General features: G+C 43.2%; 17 protein-coding genes. 11 read left to right on the top strand and 6 right to left on the bottom strand.

The genetic code is table 11. The features are described from left to right. The first annotated feature begins 232 nt into the window (after positions 1-232). The 8 genes from ltnD to OCW38_RS20880 all read left to right on the top strand — a co-directional run bounded on the left by ltnD (position 233) and on the right by OCW38_RS20880 (position 9,554). Positions 233-1,147 carry an L-threonate dehydrogenase gene (ltnD, locus tag OCW38_RS20915; protein ID WP_010431740.1) on the top strand — a complete coding sequence of 305 codons (915 nt, stop codon included), beginning with the start codon at positions 233-235 and terminating at the stop codon, positions 1,145-1,147. A gap of 2 nt (positions 1,148-1,149) precedes the next feature. Continuing rightward, positions 1,150-2,406, top strand: a complete 1,257-nt coding sequence (gene otnK / locus OCW38_RS20910) for a 3-oxo-tetronate kinase (RefSeq protein WP_016767372.1) — start codon at positions 1,150-1,152, stop codon at positions 2,404-2,406. An 11-nt stretch (positions 2,407-2,417) separates the two neighbouring features. Next, positions 2,418-3,065 carry a 3-oxo-tetronate 4-phosphate decarboxylase gene (gene otnC, locus OCW38_RS20905; RefSeq protein WP_016767373.1) on the top strand — a complete coding sequence of 216 codons (648 nt, stop codon included), beginning with the start codon at positions 2,418-2,420 and terminating at the stop codon, positions 3,063-3,065. Continuing rightward, positions 3,065-3,841 carry a 2-oxo-tetronate isomerase gene (gene otnI / locus OCW38_RS20900; protein ID WP_016767374.1) on the top strand — a complete coding sequence of 259 codons (777 nt, stop codon included), beginning with the start codon at positions 3,065-3,067 and terminating at the stop codon, positions 3,839-3,841. Before otnC ends, otnI begins: the two co-directional genes overlap by 1 nt. A gap of 178 nt (positions 3,842-4,019) precedes the next feature. Then, positions 4,020-5,474, top strand: coding sequence for a GntP family permease (locus tag OCW38_RS20895; protein WP_010431730.1), 1,455 nt, complete (start codon positions 4,020-4,022; stop codon positions 5,472-5,474). A gap of 113 nt (positions 5,475-5,587) precedes the next feature. Continuing rightward, entirely contained in the window at positions 5,588-6,760 is a 1,173-nt protein-coding gene (locus OCW38_RS20890; protein ID WP_016767375.1) for a glycerate kinase, read from the top strand. Positions 6,761-7,047: 287 nt separating this feature from the next. Then, positions 7,048-8,499 carry a catalase gene (locus OCW38_RS20885; RefSeq protein ID WP_010431722.1) on the top strand — a complete coding sequence of 484 codons (1,452 nt, stop codon included), beginning with the start codon at positions 7,048-7,050 and terminating at the stop codon, positions 8,497-8,499. A gap of 182 nt (positions 8,500-8,681) precedes the next feature. Beyond that, complete coding sequence (locus tag OCW38_RS20880) at positions 8,682-9,554, top strand: patatin-like phospholipase family protein (protein WP_010431719.1); 873 nt, start codon at positions 8,682-8,684, stop codon at positions 9,552-9,554. A 132-nt stretch (positions 9,555-9,686) separates the two neighbouring features. Here OCW38_RS20880 and OCW38_RS20875 read toward each other — a convergent pair whose 3' ends face one another. The 3 genes from OCW38_RS20875 to OCW38_RS20865 all read right to left on the bottom strand — a co-directional run bounded on the left by OCW38_RS20875 (position 9,687) and on the right by OCW38_RS20865 (position 12,125). Then, positions 9,687-10,682, bottom strand: a complete 996-nt coding sequence (locus tag OCW38_RS20875; RefSeq protein ID WP_010431715.1) for a 2-hydroxyacid dehydrogenase — start codon at positions 10,680-10,682, stop codon at positions 9,687-9,689. Positions 10,683-10,903: 221 nt separating this feature from the next. Further along, a complete protein-coding gene (locus tag OCW38_RS20870; RefSeq protein WP_010431713.1) occupies positions 10,904-11,236 on the bottom strand; it encodes a DUF1971 domain-containing protein in 333 nt (110 codons plus the stop codon). A 79-nt stretch (positions 11,237-11,315) separates the two neighbouring features. Continuing rightward, entirely contained in the window at positions 11,316-12,125 is an 810-nt protein-coding gene (locus OCW38_RS20865; protein ID WP_010431711.1) for a ferredoxin--NADP reductase, read from the bottom strand. A 332-nt stretch (positions 12,126-12,457) separates the two neighbouring features. Between OCW38_RS20865 and OCW38_RS20860 the strand changes: the two genes are divergently transcribed. Further along, positions 12,458-13,402 (top strand): acyltransferase, encoded by a 945-nt coding sequence (locus tag OCW38_RS20860; protein WP_010431709.1) that lies wholly within the window; start codon positions 12,458-12,460, stop codon positions 13,400-13,402. Between the two features lie 110 nt (positions 13,403-13,512). Here OCW38_RS20860 and OCW38_RS20855 read toward each other — a convergent pair whose 3' ends face one another. The 3 genes from OCW38_RS20855 to glgX form a co-directional block, all read right to left on the bottom strand. Further along, a complete protein-coding gene (locus OCW38_RS20855; protein WP_010431701.1) occupies positions 13,513-14,235 on the bottom strand; it encodes a tRNA (adenine(22)-N(1))-methyltransferase in 723 nt (240 codons plus the stop codon). Positions 14,236-14,377: 142 nt separating this feature from the next. Further along, a complete protein-coding gene (locus OCW38_RS20850) occupies positions 14,378-16,120 on the bottom strand; it encodes a sensor domain-containing diguanylate cyclase (RefSeq protein ID WP_010431693.1) in 1,743 nt (580 codons plus the stop codon). 230 nt (positions 16,121-16,350) lie between these two features. Further along, the gene (gene glgX, locus OCW38_RS20845) at positions 16,351-18,345 is read right to left on the bottom strand and encodes a glycogen debranching protein GlgX (protein ID WP_016786361.1); all 1,995 of its coding nucleotides are present in this window, start codon (positions 18,343-18,345) and stop codon (positions 16,351-16,353) included. 434 nt (positions 18,346-18,779) lie between these two features. Here glgX and lamB point away from each other — a divergent pair, with 434 nt between their 5' ends. Together lamB and OCW38_RS20835 are read left to right on the top strand one after the other, a co-directional pair. Beyond that, complete coding sequence (lamB, locus tag OCW38_RS20840) at positions 18,780-19,988, top strand: maltoporin LamB (RefSeq protein WP_010431678.1); 1,209 nt, start codon at positions 18,780-18,782, stop codon at positions 19,986-19,988. 162 nt (positions 19,989-20,150) lie between these two features. Then, positions 20,151-20,978, top strand: coding sequence for a MalM family protein (locus OCW38_RS20835; RefSeq protein WP_010431676.1), 828 nt, complete (start codon positions 20,151-20,153; stop codon positions 20,976-20,978). Positions 20,979-21,182 lie beyond the last annotated feature (204 nt).

Genomic DNA, 21,182 nt, shown 5'->3' with positions numbered 1-21,182 from the left:
TGTTTTGTGAATATCTGTGAATATCTGTTGTTAAATAGTAATTAGAACTGTGATAGTCGCCGAAATTACCATTATCAAATGCCTCGAAAGGGTTAAATTACTCATAAGTGTTAACTTTTGTTAAAAGTGTGACTTATCACTAAGTCGCATTCGATTGCTTCACATATAATCACAAACATAAACAATAATTAACAAATTTAGAGTTTAACAATTACGTGAAAGGCATCTTGCTATGAATGAAGTTCAATCTGTTGGTGTTATCGGTTTAGGTTCTATGGGCATGGGCGCAGCGAAGTCATGTGTGCGAGCAGGGCTTGATGTATATGGTTTCGATTTGAATCCGCAAGCGCTTGAAACCTTGGGTGAATATGGTGCAAAAGTGGTCTCGACAAGTGCGGTTGAGTTTGCAGACAAACTTGATTCTGTTTTGATATTAGTTGTGAATGCTGCTCAAGTTAACACGGTACTGTTTAAGACTGGTCTTGCGGCGGCACTAAGACCTAATACACCGATTATGGTATCGGCGACGATTTCCGCGGAAGACGCAAAACAAATCGAAGCTCAGTTATCTGAGTACGGTCTTGTGATGCTTGATGCTCCCGTTTCAGGTGGTGCAGTAAAAGCAGAAGCCGGTGAAATGACCATTATGGCTTCAGGCGCAGTAAGTACATTTGAAGCTCTGGCTCCTGTACTCGATGCAACTGCAGCAAAAGTCTACAACATTGGCGAAGCGGTTGGACTTGGCGCGACTGTGAAGATTATTCACCAGTTACTTGCAGGTGTTCACATTGCTGCAGGCGCGGAAGCGATGGCATTAGCGGCACGCGCAAACATCCCTCTAGATCTTATGTACGACGTAGTGACCAATGCTGCGGGCAATTCTTGGATGTTTGAGAACCGTATGAAGCACGTAGTGGATGGCGACTACTCTCCAAAATCTATGGTCGATATCTTTGTTAAAGACCTCAATCTAGTATCCGATACGGCTCAGGATCTTAAATTCCCACTTCCGCTATCCAGTGCAGCACTGAATATGTTTGTGAGCGCAAGCAATGCTGGCTTTGGACAAGAAGATGACAGCGCCGTTATTAAGGTATTCCAAGGTATTGATCTACCGGGTGTGAATACACCAAAAGTGGAGAAGTAATCATGTTATTAGGCGTTATTGCAGACGACTTTACTGGTGCGACAGATATCGCGGGTTTCCTTGTTGAAAACGGTATGCGCACTATCCAATTAAATGGCATTCCTACTGGTGATTTTGAGGTTGCAGCGGATGCGGTCGTGATCAGCCTTAAATCACGTTCTTGCCCCGTTGATGAAGCTATTACCGACTCCGTTGCCGGGCTTAAATGGCTACAAGCACAAGGCTGCCAACAGTTTTACTTCAAATATTGCTCCACTTTCGACAGCACGGCTGAGGGCAATATTGGGCCTGTCACTGATGCGCTTTTAGCGGAACTTGGGGAATCATTTACGATGGTTTGCCCTGCATTGCCAGTAAATGGTCGTACGGTTTACAACGGTCACTTGTTTGTTTTTGGTGAGTTGCTCTGTGATTCAGGTATGCGTTATCACCCTGTTACACCAATGACGGATTCAAGTGTGGTTCGAATGATGGACGCACAGTCAGCAGGTGTTTCCGGTTTAGTTAACTTTCAAACGATTGAACAGGGCTCTGATGCTGTTACCGCTCGTCTTAACGAACTCAAAGCTCAAGGTAGTCGCTACGCCGTGGTAGACGCATTTAATGCAGAGCACTTGGTGACGTTAGGTCAAGCGGCTAAATCTCTGAAACTAATCACAGGTGGCTCAGGCCTAGCTGCTGGTATTGCTAAAAATTGGACGAAACATCTTGCTGACCAAAGTGATGCAAAACATGCAGGTAGCCCAGTCAAAGCACCAACGGTTGTATTCTCTGGTTCTTGTTCAGTGATGACTAACCAACAAGTTGCGCTATACAAACAGCTTGCTCCTCACTTTGCTATCGATGTCAAGGCTTGCTTAACCAATGATCAATACGCCAATGAAGTATTCGATTGGGTGATGACTCATATTCAAAGTGAATTTGCACCGTTGGTATACGCGACGGCTGAAGCAACGGCACTAAAAGCTATTCAAGAAGAGTATGGCGCGCATGCCTCTAGTTATGCGGTTGAACAGTTCTTTAGCCAGCTAGCGATTAAGTTGCAGCAGAACGGAGTGAAGAACTTCATTGTCGCTGGTGGTGAAACCTCTGGTGTAGTGACCCAAAGCTTGGCTGTGAAAGGTTTTCATATTGGCCCTCAAATCGCACCAGGTGTGCCTTGGGTGAGGTCGGTTGAAGGTGATCTTTCATTGGCACTTAAATCTGGCAACTTTGGTGATGAAAACTTCTTCGCTAAAGCTCAATCATTCTTTTCATAAGCGAGATTCAAATGAGTAAAGTTTTGATGAACGAGCAGCAGTTAAGAGAGCAAATGGTCACGCTCGCTCGTTCAATGTTCGAGCGAGGTTATGCTACAGGTGGCGCAGGTAACCTATCTATCAAATTGCCAAATGGACATTTTCTAGCAACACCAACAGGCTCTTCATTTGGTCGCCTTATCGCTGAGGAATTGTCGGTTGTTGATATTGATGGTAACCACATTTCAGGTAAGAAGCCTTCGAAAGAAGCCGCGTTCCACTTAGCGATTTATAGAAATAATGAAGAGTGCAATGCGATTGTGCACCTGCACTCTACATATCTAACTGCACTGTCTTGCCTTGAAGGGTTGGATGGTAACAACGCGATTAAGGCTTTCACACCGTATTTCGTGATGCGAATTGGTGAGTTACCAGTGATTTCTTACCTACGGCCCGGCGACCCCAAAATTGCTGAAGAGTTGGCAAAACGAGCAGGTGATTATCGAGCATTTTTGTTAGCAAACCACGGCCCAGTAGTCACTGGTACCGATTTTGTAGATGCGGTGGATAACGCCGAAGAACTGGAAGAGACCGCTAAATTGGCGTTCTTATTGAAAGATAAAGACATCCGTTACCTAACAGACGAAGAAGTGATGGATTTAAAAGGGAGAGGAAAATAATGGCTAAGTTCGCTGCAAACTTAACAATGCTGTTCACAGAAGTGCCATTTCTAGAGCGTTTTGAGAAGGCACACCAAGCGGGCTTCAAAGCAGTTGAATACCTATTCCCTTATGCATTTGAGGCCGAAGAGCTTTCAGAAAAAATGCAGAAATTTGGTTTTGAACAAGCGCTCTTTAATATGCCTCCAGGTGATTGGGATGCAGGCGAGCGTGGCTTTGCCGCTATTCCTGGTCGTGAAGATGAATTCAAAGCCAGTGTCGACAACGCGCTTATGTATGCCAAAGCTTTAGGCTGTAAAAAAGTACACGCTATGTCTGGTCTACTGGATGAACGTTTTACTAAAGAGCAACACGTAGAGACGTTCATATCGAACATTCGTTTTGCGGCAGACCAGTTTGCTGAGCAAAACATTGAATTGATGATTGAACCGCTGAATAGCCGTGATGTTCCTAATTACTTCGTTGCTCACCAACGTGATGCTGTCGAACTGATTAAGTTGGTCGATAGGCCAAATGTGAAGTTGCAACTCGACCTTTATCACGCGCAAATTATGGATGGTGATTTAAGTACTTTGATTCGTGAAGTTGCTGCTTATACCGGCCATATCCAAATTGCTTCTGTACCAGAAAGGCATGAACCATCGGAAGGCGAATTGAGCTACCCACACTTATTTAGTGTTTTGGATGATTCAGGTTACCAAGGTTGGATTGGTTGTGAATATAACCCAAGAGGCACGACAGAAGAGGGGCTTGGCTGGGTAAAAAGTTATTTATAGCGTGGTGTGAATGGCGTTTATATGTAACGAACCATAAAAGTAAAAACTGATTTAGATAACACGGCTTACAGGTAAGCCAACACATAACGATAAAGTGCAATAGGTGATCCCGATATCACCTATATGCACCACCCTACAATTTTCATAAAAATGAAGAAAGAGACAAAAGGAATATAAAATGGATGGAGCACTGATAGGCATCGTAATTGGCATTTTAGCCATGATGGGTATGATTATTAAAACGAGAATCCCAGTCGCACTTGCTATGATTATTGCAAGTATCATCATGGGTCTGTTTGCAGGAATGGCACCAACCGAATTGATCAACGCAATTAAAGCAGGCTTCGGTGGTGTTTTAGGCGGCATTGGCCTGATTATCGCGTTTGGCGTGATCATGGGCGCGTGTTTCGAGCGTTCTGGGGCTGCGGTTCGTATGGCAAAAACCTTTGTTAAGCTTTGTGGTAAAGGCCGTGAAGATTTAGCACTAGGTTTCACTGGCGTATTAGTGGCTATCCCGGTTTTTTGTGACTCTGCGTACATCATTTTGCATTCCCTTGTTCGCGCAATCTCACGAGATACGGGTAAGTCAGCGGTTGGCCTTGGTGTGACTCTAGCACTTGGCTTGCTTATCACTCACGCACTTGTGCCACCAACACCGGGCCCAGTTGCTGTGGCTGGAATTCTAGGTGTAGATCTAGGTGAGTACATGTTGTGGGGTTTGATGGTTTCTATCCCTATGATGCTTCTTTCTATGATTTATATTCGCCGAGTAGGTAACGAGTACTACCGCGTACCAAACGGTGAAACATGGATTACGAACCAAGCTGATTGGGCAAACCTTGAAAAAGTAAAAGAAACAGATGACAGAGAGCTACCAAGTAACTTTTTATCATTCGGTCCAATTTTGTTGCCAATCGCATTCATTCTAATCAATACGCTTGTTGGTCAAGGTGATACTGCAATGCACAACGTTATTTCGTTGATTGGTAACCCAGTGGTGGCTGTAGGTATCGGTGTTCTTATGGCGCTATACGGTCTTACTCGCCACATCGAACGTAAAGACATGGTTAGCTCTATGGATGATGCGCTATCGACTACAGGTCTAATATTAGTAGTGACTGGTTGTGGTGGTGCAATGGGGGCTGTACTTAAAGCATCAGGTGCTGGGCCTCAAGTTGCAGAAGCGATCGCGAGCAGTGGCATTCCACCATTATTAGTACCATTAGCAATTGCATCTATGCTTCGCTTAATCCAAGGTTCAGCAACGGCGTCCATGATGGTTGCGGCGACAATGACATTACCTCTTGTTGAAACGTTAGGTTTGGATCCTGTGTTCGTGGCCCTTGCTTGTGCAGTAGGTCCTGTAGGCTTCTCTCACTTGAACGATTCATACTTTCATATCATTAACCGTACGTTAGGTATTACTGAACTTGCAGACCAAATCAAGATCTGGTCTGTGTCTTCAACTATCGCATGGGCGATTGGTGCAAGCATCATCATGGTTCTCAACCTGGTATTTGGTAAAGGCGGTACGTGGATTGATCCACTGATACCAATTGCTGTGTTAGGTGCTCTGTTTGTGTGGCTAAAAAGTAAAGAGAAATCACAAGTAAAGACAGCCGTTACTAACTAATATTGCATAGCTTTATATACTGCCCCTATTAAGTGATTAGCTTGCTGATCTTCAATAGGGGCATTTTTGGATCGGGCACTCATCAAAATTACTAATCTTTTGGATCTCTCAGTATGAAAATTGTTATTGCACCAGACTCGTTTAAAGAATCTCTATCTGCGGTATCGGTGGCGGCGTGTATTGAAAAGGGTTTTCGTGAAATCTTCCCTGACGCTGACTACGTGACCTTGCCTTTGGCTGATGGTGGTGAAGGTACAGTAGATGTATTGCTACAAGGTTTAGCAGGGCAAAAGCGAACACATCAAGTGGAAGGGCCATTGGGCGCATTGGTTAATGCTGAATGGGCGATGCTTGAACCATCCGATCGCAACCCCAACAAAACGGCATTGATTGAAATTGCTGCCGCATCTGGTTTGGATTTATTGACACCAGAGCAACGTGATCCGTTGATTGCTTCGTCTTTTGGTACTGGGCAACTGATAGTAGAAGCAATAGAGCAGGGCGCTCAAACCATTATTCTTGGATTAGGCGGCAGTGCGACCAACGATGGCGGGGCAGGTATTGTTCAAGCGTTGGGGGTTAAATTGCTCGATAGTGCAGAGCAAGAGCTTGGCCGAGGTGGTGCTGCACTTGCAGAATTAGCATCAATAGATCTTACAGGTTTGGATTCGCGCTATGCAGATGTCGAGTTGATTGTGGCATGCGATGTTGATAATCCATTGTGTGGCGATAAAGGTGCCAGCCATGTATTTGGTCCGCAAAAAGGAGCGACACCTGAACAAGTCTTAATGCTTGATAAGGCGCTTGCGAATTTTGCTCAAGTCGCAGAAACGCAAGGTTGTGTAGACGGCGGTGAATCCGTTCAAAAGCGTATGGGTTATGGTGCGGCTGGTGGCTCGCCGATGGGACTTGGTTTGCTATTCAACATGCAAATTAAACCCGGTATCGAGATGGTACTGGACGTTTTGCAAGCCGATGATGTGTTGAAAGGTGCCGACCTTGTGATTACCGGTGAAGGGCAGATGGACAATCAAACTCTGCAAGGAAAAACACCTTATGGCATTGCCAAACGTGCGAGCTTACAGGGCATTCCAACCATAGGAATTGCCGGATCTTTAGGCACCGAAGTAGAAGCGCTTTACGGCGAAATGAGCAGCTTGTTTGGAACTGTAAGATCGCCACAAACTTTAGAAAAAGTATTACAAGAGGCGGAGCTTAACTTAACAAGAACGGCAAGAAATATCGCAGCGACTTTACGGTTAGGTCACAAAATATCTCAAAAATAGTGGGCTTCTACGAGGTAGGCTGCGCCTAGCTTTGGTTTGCTGTGTTTTGTAAGTTCATGATTATTATATTGTAAATATTATTGTCAATATTGAATGATTATGATTTAGATCATTAATTTGATAGGTTTTATCCATGATAACGATAAATACAAACGATTATATTTTACTTTAGCCCAGGCGTATTCTATATCCTTAATTACTGCGTGGTTTTGTGTGATGAATAGCCACCATTCAGAAGTAAAGATGCAACAAAGATGGTGCATCTAAAAGGTAATAAGGAATAGATGATGAGTAAAAAATTAACTACAGCTGCGGGTTGCCCTGTTGCTCATAACCAGAATGTTCAAACTGCGGGTAAACGCGGTCCTCAACTTCTTCAAGATGTTTGGTTTTTAGAAAAAATGGCGCATTTTGATCGTGAGGTGATTCCAGAGCGTCGTATGCACGCGAAAGGTTCAGGGGCTTACGGCACTTTCACTGTGACTCACGATATTACTCAATACACCAAAGCTAAACTATTCTCTGAAATTGGTAAAAAGACGGATCTGTTTGCACGATTTACAACGGTAGCGGGCGAACGTGGCGCAGCGGACGCGGAGCGTGATATTCGCGGTTTCGCGTTGAAGTTTTATACTGAAGAAGGTAACTGGGATATGGTGGGTAACAACACGCCAGTATTCTTCCTTCGTGATCCTCTTAAGTTCCCAGACTTAAACCACGCCGTTAAACGTGACCCTCGCACTAACATGCGCAGCGCGAAGAACAACTGGGATTTCTGGACTTCTTTACCTGAAGCACTTCACCAAATTACTATCGTGATGAGTGATCGCGGTATCCCTGCGACTTACCGCCACATGCATGGTTTCGGCAGTCACACGTTCAGCTTCATCAATGCTGACAACGAACGTTTCTGGGTTAAATTCCACTTCAAATCTCAGCAAGGTATTAAGAACTTGTCTGACGCAGAAGCGGCACAAGTGATCGGTGATGATCGTGAAAGCCACCAACGCGATTTGCTAGACAGCATCGATAATCAAGATTTCCCGAAATGGACGTTGAAAGTTCAAATTATGCCAGAAGCTGATGCGGCAACGGTTCCTTACAACCCATTCGACTTAACTAAGATTTGGCCTCACGCTGATTACCCATTAATTGAAGTGGGCGAATTTGAGCTAAACCGTAATCCACAAAACTTCTTCGCAGAAGTTGAGCAGTCGGCGTTCAACCCAGCAAACGTAGTTCCGGGTATCAGTTTCTCACCAGATAAGATGCTTCAAGGTCGCCTATTTGCTTACGGTGATGCACAGCGGTACCGTCTAGGTGTTAATCATCAGCATATCCCAGTAAACGCACCTCGCTGTCCTGTACACAGTTATCACCGTGATGGTGCGATGCGTGTTGATGGTAACTTTGGTAGCACATTAGGTTATGAACCAAACAATGAAGGCCAATGGGCAGAGCAACCCGATTTTGCAGAACCAGCATTGAATCTTGATGGCGCAGCAGCGCATTGGGATCACCGTGAAGATGAAGATTACTTCTCGCAACCCGGTGACCTATTCCGTCTGATGACACCAGAGAAGCAAGCGATACTGTTTGATAATACCGCTCGTAACTTAGGCGGTGTACCAAAAGAGATTCAACTACGTCACTTAAGACACTGTTACAAAGCTGACCCTGCATATGGTGAAGGTATTGGTAAACTGCTTGAAATCGACGTAAGCGAGTTTAATTCGTAACGGTTTAATCTAATTCGATTTAGATGCTTAAACTTTAAAAGCTGTTGGGTGAACACCTAGCAGCTTTTTTCTATTTTAATTGATAGCTTTTGCCTATCGAAGTTATCAATTTATCCCATTATATTTCTAAGCCTGAGCGGATTATTCTGTCCCTATCAATTTATAAAGTAGTTGGGTTTGAGATGAGTAAAAGCGCATTAATCGTTGAAGGTGGAGCAATGAGAGGTATTTTCGCTGCCGGAGTGTTGGATGCTTTTATGCAAGACGACTTCCGTCCTTATGATTTTGCCATTGGCGTATCTGCGGGTGTGTCTAATTTGGTGGGTTACTTATCTCAAGCACCGAAGCGTAGTTATGATGTTATTACAACGATGGCAACCGATAAGACGTTTTTTAACCCCGCGCGCTTTGCCAAAGGTGGCAACTTAGTAGACGTGAAGTGGTTATGGAACGAATCCAATCAACGTTATCCACTCGATTGTGGTGAGCTGTTTTCAAGCCTCCCACTCATAGCAGCTGTCACAAATGTCGATACGGGTAGTGCAGACTACTATCATATCAAGCCAGAAAACCTTTCTAATGTGGTTGAAGCAACAACAGCTTTACCTATAGCTTACCGCGAAACACCGTGTTTCTCGGGTGGTTGTTATACCGATGGTGGTGTAGCGGATTCGATTCCGGTTCGCGAAGCATACCGTCGCGGCGCACGAGACATTACGGTGATTCTTTCTCATCCTCTTAGCTACCGAATGAAACCGCAGAGGTATCAGTGGATGCTGAAAAAGCTGTTAAAGAAATTCCCAAATATTGCTGAGTCGATGGCTGTGCGCGCCGAAAACTACAACCAGTCTTTGGAGTTCATTCGTAACCCTCCCAAAGATGCGACCATTAAAGTGATTGCGCCGCCAGAAGCCTTCGCGGTGAAGCGTTTGACCATGGATCAAGTGACACTTGATGCAGGTTACGAGATGGGCATCCAAGCTGGGGAAGAGCATATCGCGATCCGAAAAGGCGTGTATGGTTTGGATATTGAAGATTGTCACTTTTGTGTCTAGTTCTGTTTTCGATAATGGACTAAGCTAAAAAGCCACGCTATTCATTAAGACCTAGCGTGGCTTTATATTTTAGAAAACAATCTATTTTTAAAACAATATTTTATTAAAGCAGCCTGTTACTAAACCAGTCTATTACTCGACCAATTCATTACCGCTGGTGTTACCAGTAAAGAAGGCATCAACACTGGTGAGCGTTGTGTTGGCAATGTTGAACAACGCATCTTTAGTCAAGAAAGCTTGGTGACCTGTGAACAGTACGTTGTGGCAAGCGGACAGGCGGCGGAATACATCATCCACAATGACATCGTTCGATTTGTCTTGGAAGAACAACTCTTTTTCGTTGTCGTAAACATCGAGGCCAAGCGCGCCAATCTTGCTCTGTTTAAGCGCTTCGATTGCAGCTGTTGAATCTAACAATTCACCACGACTTGTGTTGACTATCATCACGCCATCTTTCATTTTATCAAATGCAGTCGCATCCAATAAATGGTAGTTTTCTTTGCTCATTGGGCAGTGCAGAGAAATAACATCAGACTCTTGGTAAAGCTCGTCTAGTTCAACATATTTAGCCCCAAGTTCGACAGCCAACGGATTCGGATATGGGTCGTAGCATAGGATGTTCATGCCTAAACCTTTCAGAATACGCATGGTCGCTAGGCCAATTTTTCCAGAGCCTATCACACCTACAGTTTTACCGTGGAAGTTGAAGCCTACCAAGCCCTCAAGAGAGAAGTTTGCATCACGAGTACGCTGATACGCTTTGTGCAGCTTGCGGTTTAAACACATCATCATGCCGACCGTATGTTCTGCTACTGATTCTGGTGAATAAGCAGGAACGCGAACCACTTGTAGACCAAATTCTTTGGCTGCGTCTAGATCGACTTTATCAAAACCTGCACAACGCATCGCAATCAGTTTGGTGCCACCTTGCGCTAGAATTTTAAGCACGTCTCGTGACAGGTCATCGTTTACAAAAGCACAAACAACTTCGTTGTCGTGCGCCATTTTTGCGGTTGTTGTAGTGAGTCGAAAATCGTGAAAATGAAACTCAGCATCGAGTTTACCTTTCGCAAGTTCGAATGATTTTTCGTCGTATGACTTTGAGCTAAAAAAAGCAATGTTGAGCATAGCTTCCTCTCTTACCTAAAATGTGAAGACCCAAAATTTTATTATCTAAAACCGGGTTCAAATTAATAACTTTATTCAGTGTGCTAGAGTTTTTTTGTCTTGTCTATCACCATTAGCCATTGTAATTATTATGGTTAATTAGATTTCACCTTCGCTTTTTTAACATTGAAAACCATATTACGAAGTAGCTAGCTCATAAGTTCATTCAGATTGAATTGATCTTATTTTCGGGTATTAAACATTTTCTTGGTCTCTTTTTCTGACCAGAAGTTGATATTAAACTGAGCATCGTCACTAAGTTCAATACGGTGCCAATATTGCGGAGGGCTTGTCGCAAATTGTCCGGCATTGATGATCACGGTGACTTCTGGTTCTGTCGCATCTGCGTTTGCAAAACCGTGGTAGGTAACCGTACCTTCCATAACACATAATTGACCGAATACACCCTCTGCGGTGTTGTGGTGGCTGATTAACGCGGCAGGCACGTTGTCTTTAGTGAAGAATGGTGTTGAACGTTGAATCTTCCAATGTGAAGGAATGCGTAAATGACTCATATAAAACCTCTCAGACTTTCATACTTTATGTAATGGACGTATCAAGTGCACGATCGCCCCTCAATATTTGTTAACTTTATTACCAGTAGTTTTCGCTACTAAATTGACCTGGTTTTTTACGTAAGTGTTTTTGTAATCCCAATGAGATCAGTGCTTCGCTCGTGTCTCGAACCATTTGGGGATTACCGCAAAGATAGAAGAAACTATGTCTTTGGTTGATAGTGATAGACGAGGCTCGCTCAAGGTCGCCTCCACGTAACAAGCTTGGGATTCGTCCGCGCAATGTTCCGGTGACTGATTCTCTAGAAATAATTGGCACATACTGTAGTTTCCCCTGAAAATGTTGAACAAGCTGAGTGATACGATCTCGATAAGTCAGGTCTTGCTCTGTTCGTACTGCGTGAATCAGCACAAGGTTTTTGAACGATTTACCCTTTTCTGGCCCTAACCCTGCGTCTTTCTGCTGTTGTATCTGCATGCTTTCGAGCATCGAGATAAACGGACCAACCGCGGTTCCTGTCGATAGCATCCATAGATCGTCTGCGATCTCTGGGATCTCATCCAATGTCATAAATCCACTAGGGTCTTTGCCGACAAAGACATCATCACCCACCTTCAGTTGATGGAGTTGAGGAGAGAGCTGGCCGTTTTGATCCTTAACAATCAAAAACTCCAGATGTTGATGACCTTTTGCATGTTCTGGCGCATTCACCATTGAATAAGCGCGTCGAACAAATTCACCTTCACTGTTGCGTAACCCCAACTTTGTGAATTGACCAGCTTGGTAGGATGAAACTGGTGCACTGACTTGGAGTGAGAACAATTGATCGGTCCACTCTATCTTGTGTAGGACTTTTCCGGTTACCAAACCATGAGGAATATCTGTCATATCATCACCTTTACGTAGAGAAGCTATCTCATTAAGGATACTCAACTATCTTACTTTTTGGAGTTGCATGTACCATGCCAATAATGAGAATGCTTATCAGTACTAATTCTTTAGTGGGATATAGGTTTGATTGAGTCAGAAAGACTAGATTATTTTGGTGTCCAAAAGACTCTATTGTGTTTTTTTGTTTCTATTAGCGTTCTGAGAGTTAAGTGAGCCATGTCCGAGATCTGTTGAGTGGTTCGACCCTTAGGATATTCCACCAATAACTAAAGAGAATAATTTGTAGATGCGTATAATGGCGGCTTTCGATCTCAATATAGCCGTGTTTTATGCTTGATAATCTTCGTATGGCCTTGAACGTGTTGTTCGTGACCATCAATACTGCAATGACTGCGTTTACCGTAAGCTTCTTTGGCCTCATTAAACTAATTCTTCCAATCCCTGTTGTGCAGAAGTCATGTACTCGTCTCGCTAACTTCACATTTTGGTGTTGGGCTTCGCTCAATCTTTGGATGTTGAATGTTAATAATGATATCGAATGGCAAGTCGAAGGGGGGGAGGACATTTCAACCAAGCAGTGGTACTTGATGATGTCTAATCACCTGAGCTGGGCGGATATTGTGATTTTGTCTTCTATCTTGAAAGATAAGATGCCGATGACTAAGTTCTTCCTCAAGCATGAATTGTTATACGTTCCTTTTGTCGGACTGGCATGTTGGGGTCTAGATATGCCTTTTATGAGACGCCATTCACGTGAGTTTCTGATTCGTAACCCTGAACGTCGCAATGATGATTTTGACGCAATTAACAAGGCGTGTACTAAGTTCAAGTTGGCGCCGACGACATTGGTGAATTTTGTTGAAGGAACCCGTGCCAACCATGAGAAATTATCGACAGTGAAGACACCTTATCGACACCTACTAAAGCCGAAAACTGGTGGTGTGGCGTTTGCTTTGTCTGCAATGGGTCCGATCTTAGATGGTATTGTCGATGTTACTTTGGCTTATCCAGAGAATCAGACTTCTCCATTTGAAGACATGCTGAAAGGTAAGATGAAAAAGGTGGTCGTGCGTATTAAATTACACCCAATGGATGAGAACGTAAACGGTAACTACTTTGAAGATAAAGCCTTTAAACGCCGTTTCCACAGTTGGTTGAATAACACGTGGAAAGAGAAGGACGACTATCTTGATACGGTTTATGGGGTTGATACGCCCTGTGAGGTTGAAACGTTTGATGAGCCCGATGCGGTTCATAAGAAACAAGAGCAGTAAGCTTAAACTAAACCAATAGCATCAAAAAAGCCGATAGTTCATTGAACTATCGGCTTTTTTATTGAATTGGTTGTATCAGAGGTAAGCGATAGAGTTAGTACTTACTACAGTCAAATCGCTTGGTAAGCATCAATGATGTGCTTCACTTCGCTAGGCTTACCTTGCTGATCTTGGCCTTGATGAATGCGTAAATAATGCTGTAATGTTTTGGCTTTGTATTGCTGAGATATCTGTAACTGATGCTCACAACTTGGCGCCCAGATCTTGTCACCAACGTTTGATATCTCACTAAGTGGTCGAATGTTTTCGCTTTCGCCTTGGTTGTTACTGACCAATAAAATCTCGTAGTAACGGCGGTTCTCTTCAATCAACACTTCGTCAACAAGGCCGAACTTGAGCGCTTTTAAATGGCTTCTTAGTTCGAATTGCTGATGCACTGGGCAAAGCAAAAAATCGATATCTTTGTCTGGATGCTGGTGATGAATGTCGTCGACGAGCTTCTGAGTCAGATCGCCACCCACACCAGCAATAATAACGAGGTGTTTGCCAGTGTGCTTATTCAGAGGAATGGCTGCGACATCTAAACAATAGACTTTCCACTGACTCCGCTTGTGTTGTTCAACGTTGTTATCTTGAGGAAAGTAACGCGTTAATTTGCCTTCAAGATCGTGCATAAGAGAGGGAACAATATCGACAAAGTGAATCAGAGGCGCTTTGTTGTCTGACAACAATTGAACACCCAAGAATCCATGATCACAGCAACAATCCCAAATGTGTTGGTAATCATCGCTGACAAGAGAATGGAGTGTTTGCAGTCGGTTACTTAGCTTCATAAGGTTCGTGTCGTTAGGAATAGGGTATTGTCGTGGCGAAGGCGCATTGTAATGACTTTCTATAAAAACAAAAGCACCTAGAAAATAAATCCTAGGTGCTTAAGAAGTCGATGCTTGAAACAATGAGTGACTTCAAGGCTCTTTAAGATTCTTTTGCGACTGCTCTTATATGGCCTTCTACTCTGTTCTTTCCGAGTTGTTGGGCGATAAGTTTCGCCTGTTCCGCTAAAGCTAACGCTGAATCTCTTTCGCCTTCTATTCGTGAAAACCCTACACTAACACCTAACGAAAGCGTGATGTCTGGTGTAGCGATAGTTTTCTCTGAGATCCTAATTCGACATTGATCCAATTGGAATTTGGCATCTTTAGCATCATTTGCTTTGAATAAGATGGCGAACTCTTTCCCACCAACTCGAGCAAGGCACAAGCTCCTTGGTTTAGGGAAGTAGGAACGTAGAGTTTCTGCAGTGAGCTTTATCATATTGTCGCCAATCGCTTCACCGTAGGCGCGGTTTACGTGGTCAAAATTATCGATATCAAGTAAAGCAACATAGGTCTCTGGCTCACTTGCGTAGTTTTTTAATGCGACATTGAAACTACTTTTGTTATCTAGCTGCGTCATCAGATCCTTGCGGCTCAATTGGTGGTTGAGTAACAAGTTAGATAAAGAGACTTCAGTGTAATCTCTGATCATACGCAGAATACTTTGGCTGATCGGCAAACTCGCATTCACATAGAGAATCGCAATCAACTGTTTGCGAGAGTGTAAAGGAATACAGTAATGACGTTGATGGATCTTGAGTTTACATGCCAATGGATCTGCGTACTTTCCGTTTCGGTAAACCATGGTGTCTTCTGGAAAGCGCTCTGCAAGGGATTGACCATAGTGTACTGTTGATTTGTTCCCATGATAATCAATGGTACTAAACGAATGATTTTCCGGCTGATAAAGGCAAAACTGAACGCCTTTATGGTACGTAAAACTATCCAGTATCGATTTTAACTCTCGCTTAAAGCTGGCGAGGTCATCGACTTTATTAAGTCGTGATAACAACACATTTAAGCGGTAAGCCAGATAGTTTGCCCCAATCCACAGTAGAAGCAGTGAGCCTAGCACCACGCCCGTTAACGTAAATTGGTGTGAACTGGTTAATATGTCGTGGCGATCAGTACCCGCGATGAAAACCCAATTTAAGCTGTTGTCAGCGTCGAAAACCGATATCTTAAAATTATCTTGGTAGTAGTATTCGTGTAACCCGCCAGTTTCACCTTGTGAGAGTTGCTTGCTGATACCGGCATGATAGCTGATTGATTTAGAACCAATACGTTTCGGATCTGGGTGGAATACCAGTCTTTCAGTTGTTCGATCGACAACGAAAACATAGCCATTGCTGAGTGTTTTAAGGCTTCTTAAACCCTGCGTGGTGTGCAACAAGTCAAATTCAATCCATATTTCCTCGTTCAATCTTTCTACCGTGTGTTTTACCGCAAATACCCAACGCCCATCAGGCTTTTGATAAACGGAAGAAATGTAGAAATCCTCAACGACGTTGTCTATTGAATGCCATTGTATTACGGCGATTTGTTCGCTCGAAAGTGGAAGACCTCGAGTGGAAATATAATTTTGAGATTGCGGTTTGTATCGAACGATATCTGAGAAATTGGGTGTTCTTTTTAGGATATTATCACTGATTTCGCGAAATTTTTTGTCATCAAAGCTGGATGCCTTAGGTAAGCCTAAACTGGTCTCAAGAAAGTAAAGCTTGCCGAAAACGGCTTCGATATTTGAGCGAATAGTGGAACTAGCGATACGAATATTTGATGATGATTGGTTAGTTGCTGTAGTTTCTACTTTCTCTAGTTGAGCGATAGCTAAATAAAGCATTCCTCCGGTTAGTAAGAGTATGTATGGTTTGAAAAGCCGAATAAGTGTTTTAGGTAAAGCCATGATATCCAAGACGTTATAGATTCATTTTTATAGTACGGCAATACTAAACAGTTTCATCCATCACATCAATGCAAATGATTCCATATAAAAGAATGATTTATGTGATATTCAGCTAATAAAAAAACCAGCTATAAATATAACTGGCTTTTATGGTTTTTGGCGTTTTATTAAGCTAGCTTAGCTTTTACTTCAATCAAATCAGTGTTATCTGGCGAGTAGTGCAAAATTGCCATCGAAGTCGGCGATAGCAGCATTTCACCTTCTGCATGACCTGGTTTTACATTCCGTAAGTTGGTATCACAAATGGTGACCCAGTTTTGGTCGCGATCAGTCGGTAACGAGAATCGAGCGGGTGCGTTGGTTTGGTTTATCAAATAAATCAATTCGTCACCGTCTTTGCCAATACCTAAGTGCAGCGCAACAGAGCTTAAACGGTTCCAATCATCATGCTCCATGAGTGTGCCATCGACACGGCTCCAGAAGATGCGGTTCGAGTTGCGTTTTTCTCCACTGAACGCCTTAATAAAAGGCACCATATATTGTTGACGTGCAGAGATCATTTCAGCTAACCAAGTCTTGAAATAAGTTTTTCGCTCAGAATCTTCCCAGTTAATCCAGCTAGTTACACTATCTTGACAGTAAGCGTTGTTGTTGCCTTTTTGAGTGTGAGATAACACATCAGCTGTCAGAATATGTGGAATGCCAAAGGCAAACAACAGACTCGCCATGAAGTTACGTTTCTGTTTTTCGCGTGTGGCAACAACCAATAGGTTTTCGGTTTCCCCTTCAACACCGTAGTTATCAGAGCGGTTATCACCGTGTCCATCTCGGTTGTTCTCGCCGTTATCTTCATTGTGCTTGTGTTTGTAAGAGACAAGATCTTGCATTGTGAAGCCGTCGTGATACGTGATGTAGTTTACGGTTAGTCTATATGGCCAGTGTGCTGCGCTGTAGATATCGCGAGATCCCATTAAGCGCGTCGCAAACTCTTTTAGATAGCCTTGATCACCGCGCCAGAAGCTACGTGTGATATCACGCAGTTTGTCGTTACATTCATTCCAGCCTAGTGGAAAGTTACCTACTTGATAACCGTTAGGGCCAATATCCCACGGTTCTGCAATCAACTTGGTCTCTTTGAGCACAGGATCTTGAGCAACGGCTTTGAAAAAAGCAGCTTCAGGGTTGTAATTATCGCCTTCACGTCCCAGCGTCGCGGCCAAATCAAAACGGAAGCCGTCGACTTTGAATTCACTCACCCAGTAACGAAGCGTATCCATCACTAAGTTGAGTGCGGGCTGGTGGGTGAGATCTACTGTGTTTCCACAACCCGTGAAATTCGCATAATGGCAGCCATGTTTAATGTAGTAGCGGCTATCGAGTGCTTTTAGGTTGAAGGTGGTTCCGCCTTCCCCACCCTCTGCTGTGTGGTTGTACACCACGTCTAGAATGACTTCGATGCCATTGCGGTGCAGTTCGCGAATCGCAGTCTTTAACTCGTTTACGGCATCTTTCTCTGCGTAGCGAGGGTCAGGCACCATAAACAAGTATGGGTTGTAACCCCAATAGTTCACTTTACCCATGTCTAATAGGTGTGGTTCATGCATGCATGCGGCAATGGGCAAAAGCTGTAGAGAGTTGATATTTTGCTGTTTGTAGAACGCAAGCATTTCAGGGCTAATCAACCCTAAATAACGACCTTTCGCGTTAGTCTCCACCGCTGGATGAAGTTTAGATAGGCCTTTTACATGAGTTTCAAAAAGAACAGTTTCTTCGCGGCTAATACGTGGCTTTTCGACGTCTTGCCAATCAAAGGTATCATCGACAACAACACATTTCGCCATCGAAAAGCTTTTTTCATTGGTATATGGAGTGACGTAATCGAGCGGTTCGCTGATTGATTTGGCGTATGGGTCTGAAAGTAAGATTGGGCCATCGTCAGTTTCAGCAATGAAGCCGTATTTTTGTCCAGCTTTAATGCCTTCGATAAACACATATCTGATATCGGCGTATTCATCTTCCAACGTGTAAGTGGTGAATTCATCGTTCTCATCAAAGAGCGCGAGAGATAGAGATTTACAGTCAGGAGAAAAAATAGAAAAGTTACAGCCAGTGTTACCTAGCGTTGCGCCTAGCGGATAAGGGCGAGCGAGCGTTCTAGTCATTGCTTGATTTCTTGTTCGTTTATCGACATCAGTGAACTATAAGTAAAAAGCTTTGTCACAATAAGGTCAAGCAACTTCACAGATTAATTACGGTAAAAAAAATAATTCATCGATGAAGTTCAAATTATATATTTGAGCTAGATCTCACTTATGTTGAATAATTAGATCTGTGTGCTGTCTACTCCTCCTATATTAAGTGATCTACCTCTTTAAAACACCATTCTGTATATTTTCTACTCCCCTCTAGTCCCCCTTAATTAACTTAGGGGCGGAGGAAGTCAAACTTGTCATCCCCTCTTAATATTGACCCCGTTGAAACGAATCAGGGGAAACCCTAAACCTCTCTATCTTACGACTACCATTACTGCCTTTGGTTGCCGCAAGAGAGCAAAAATATAAAAACCTAAAATAAATCGTCCTTAATGGAGTTAAGAATGAAAAAAGTAAGTTTGATTGCTGCTGCAGTGGCAACTACGTTAGCTGCTGGCTCTGCGTTCGCTGTAGATTTTAATGGCTACATGCGTGCTGGTACTGGTATTAGCGGAAATGATGGTGGTGACGTTTCATTCATGAAGAATGGTATTGGCCGTCTAGGTAATGAAAACGACAACTATTCTGAGTTTGGCTTAGCTGAAGAACTAAAAACTGGTGAGCAAACCTGGCGTTTAGAATCAATGATCGCTTCTGGTGCTGATGGCGCAAATGGCTGGGAAGACGGTGACTTTAACGTCGCTCAGTTCGCTGTTAAAGCAAAAGGCGTTCTATCTTTCGATGAAGAAGCGACTCTTTGGGCTGGTAAAACATACTACCAACGTAAAGATATCCATATTACTGACTTCTACTTCCTAAATACATCAGGTACTGGTGGCGGTATTGAAAATATTTCAGTTGGTAACCAAAAACTTTCTTTAGCGATTATTCAAGATGGCGAAGATGATAATGGTGCTGGTTACATGGCTGATGCTCGCCTAGCAAATATCGGGCTATGGGAAGATGCTAGTTTAGAGCTTGGAGTTGTTTACAACTTCGGTACTGAAAACAAGAATGGCAAATACGATGGTGATGATGGTCTACTTGCTACAGGTATTATCCACCAAAACATGAGCAATGGTTTCAACCAAACAGTTGTTCAGCTAGGTACTGCTGGTTACGGCGTTCAAATGGCTAATTTCTGGGGTTCAGGTGCGTACTATGATCGCTCTGGTGCTCAAGACGATGGTTTTGGTTACCGTATTCTTAACTGGGGTGTAATGAACCTAGGCGAATCTTGGGAAATGGGTCACCAACTTGCATACCTAGCAGGTTCAGACCTAGGTACTGATAAGCATGATTCAAGCCAATACTCTATCGTGGCTCGTCCAATGTATAAGTGGAACGACACAATGCGCACTATCTTCGAAGCTGGCTATAACGCTGGTGAAGTAGACAACGTTGACTTTGGCGGCGCTAAATTTACTGTTGCTCAAGCATGGGCAATGGGCGACAGCTTCTGGGCTCGTCCTGAAATTCGCGTATACGGTAGCTACCTGATGGATCTAGAAAACGATTCATTCGGTGAAGTTAAAGATGAAAACGGTGTTGTTACCGGCCAAGGCGCAGACAACGATTTCGTTGTTGGTATCCAAGTTGAAGCTTGGTGGTAAGCCACTTAGCTTAAAATCCTAAACTGTCCTAATTCATAGCCGGCTTGCGTCGGCTATTTTTTTAAGGAATGTACGATTAAGTTGATCGTTCCCTAGGTGAATAGTTCTCTTTGTGGTAATTAAAGTTAGTAAATTTCTTAAAAAAATAAAAAAGGAAGGGTTATGTATTTCAAAGCTCTGATGTTGAGTGGCTGTGTAGCATTGGCCGGTTGCCAATCAGCACAAGTAGTCGAACAAGTGCAAGTTGCACAAGCTGAACAAGTTAACTCGATTACTGGTCTTCAATTTGCTCCTATGAAGCTACCAAGCTCGGCAATTTTTGACGTGACACCAAATAGCCAAGTATTAAACTATCAAGGCATAAACAGCCCTGTAGTAGCGATTGAATTGCCTGCAGACCGCGGTGAGTATTCAATTAATATCACGAGCATTATCGGTGATACTGCCTTTGTTCCAAATGCGGTCATCTATGACGAAAATGGTCGTGAGCTAGAGCGTTATGGTAAAGATAGCTTCGAATACGCGAAACCAAGATTGCACTTGGGGAACCGTCTCGTTACTGAGAACGATTTTTACCCACCGACAACAGCAAAATCAGTTTATTTAGTTATCTACACAGATCAAAACGATCTTGGTGGCTTTACTGATGTGATCCACCCTGCTCGTTTGGACGCGGAAGGCCGTGGTAATTATTTACCTGAAGTGAAAGATATCCCGATTCCAAATGCTAACGTTGGTAAGATAGAAGTTACAATCGATAAAGCGAGCTTCTTCTCAATTGGTTCATCAAACAGTGAATCTAATGCTAAACCTGCTGTTGCTAAAATCGATACTATTCAACCTGAAACGCAAACCTACTATCACAATGCGATTCAAACAGCTGTAACTGAAGACAATATTCCTAAAGCTCTTAGCTTATTAGATGAAGCAAAAGCATTAGGTATTGAAGGCGCGCAAGAAGTATTTGTAAAAGCTGTCAATAAAAAGTAATTCAACAGTTTGTAAATACTGAATGACATGATAATAAGGGACCCGTTTGGGTCCTTTTTTATTGCTTTAGATAAATATAATTTGAGTGGAAAATAAATTTGGTGAGAGAGGTGACCGAAATAACCAAGCTAGATAGAGTGGCTAAAACAGCCATTGTTACCCATTGCCAAATAGCTGAAAGCAATAGTAGCCATAATTATTTAC

This window comes from Vibrio cyclitrophicus (assembly GCF_024347435.1).
GTDB lineage: Bacteria > Pseudomonadota > Gammaproteobacteria > Enterobacterales > Vibrionaceae > Vibrio > Vibrio cyclitrophicus.
The sequence above is the reverse complement of the archived record's forward strand: the minus strand, read 5'-3'. Positions and strand labels throughout refer to the sequence as shown.

Excerpts from the sequence above, each read along its gene's own strand:
- ltnD (WP_010431740.1), top strand. The coding sequence starts at position 233 with ATGAATGAAGTTCAATCTGTTGGTGTTATCGGTTTAGGTTCTATGGGC.
- otnK (WP_016767372.1), top strand. The coding sequence starts at position 1,150 with ATGTTATTAGGCGTTATTGCAGACGACTTTACTGGTGCGACAGATATC.
- otnC (WP_016767373.1), top strand. The coding sequence starts at position 2,418 with ATGAGTAAAGTTTTGATGAACGAGCAGCAGTTAAGAGAGCAAATGGTC.
- otnI (WP_016767374.1), top strand. The coding sequence starts at position 3,065 with ATGGCTAAGTTCGCTGCAAACTTAACAATGCTGTTCACAGAAGTGCCA.
- OCW38_RS20895 (WP_010431730.1), top strand. The coding sequence starts at position 4,020 with ATGGATGGAGCACTGATAGGCATCGTAATTGGCATTTTAGCCATGATG.
- OCW38_RS20890 (WP_016767375.1), top strand. The coding sequence starts at position 5,588 with ATGAAAATTGTTATTGCACCAGACTCGTTTAAAGAATCTCTATCTGCG.
- OCW38_RS20885 (WP_010431722.1), top strand. The coding sequence starts at position 7,048 with ATGAGTAAAAAATTAACTACAGCTGCGGGTTGCCCTGTTGCTCATAAC.
- OCW38_RS20880 (WP_010431719.1), top strand. The coding sequence starts at position 8,682 with ATGAGTAAAAGCGCATTAATCGTTGAAGGTGGAGCAATGAGAGGTATT.
- OCW38_RS20875 (WP_010431715.1), bottom strand. The coding sequence starts at position 10,682 with ATGCTCAACATTGCTTTTTTTAGCTCAAAGTCATACGACGAAAAATCA.
- OCW38_RS20870 (WP_010431713.1), bottom strand. The coding sequence starts at position 11,236 with ATGAGTCATTTACGCATTCCTTCACATTGGAAGATTCAACGTTCAACA.
- OCW38_RS20865 (WP_010431711.1), bottom strand. The coding sequence starts at position 12,125 with ATGACAGATATTCCTCATGGTTTGGTAACCGGAAAAGTCCTACACAAG.
- OCW38_RS20860 (WP_010431709.1), top strand. The coding sequence starts at position 12,458 with ATGCTTGATAATCTTCGTATGGCCTTGAACGTGTTGTTCGTGACCATC.
- OCW38_RS20855 (WP_010431701.1), bottom strand. The coding sequence starts at position 14,235 with ATGAAGCTAAGTAACCGACTGCAAACACTCCATTCTCTTGTCAGCGAT.
- OCW38_RS20850 (WP_010431693.1), bottom strand. The coding sequence starts at position 16,120 with ATGCTTTATTTAGCTATCGCTCAACTAGAGAAAGTAGAAACTACAGCA.
- glgX (WP_016786361.1), bottom strand. The coding sequence starts at position 18,345 with ATGACTAGAACGCTCGCTCGCCCTTATCCGCTAGGCGCAACGCTAGGT.
- lamB (WP_010431678.1), top strand. The coding sequence starts at position 18,780 with ATGAAAAAAGTAAGTTTGATTGCTGCTGCAGTGGCAACTACGTTAGCT.
- OCW38_RS20835 (WP_010431676.1), top strand. The coding sequence starts at position 20,151 with ATGTATTTCAAAGCTCTGATGTTGAGTGGCTGTGTAGCATTGGCCGGT.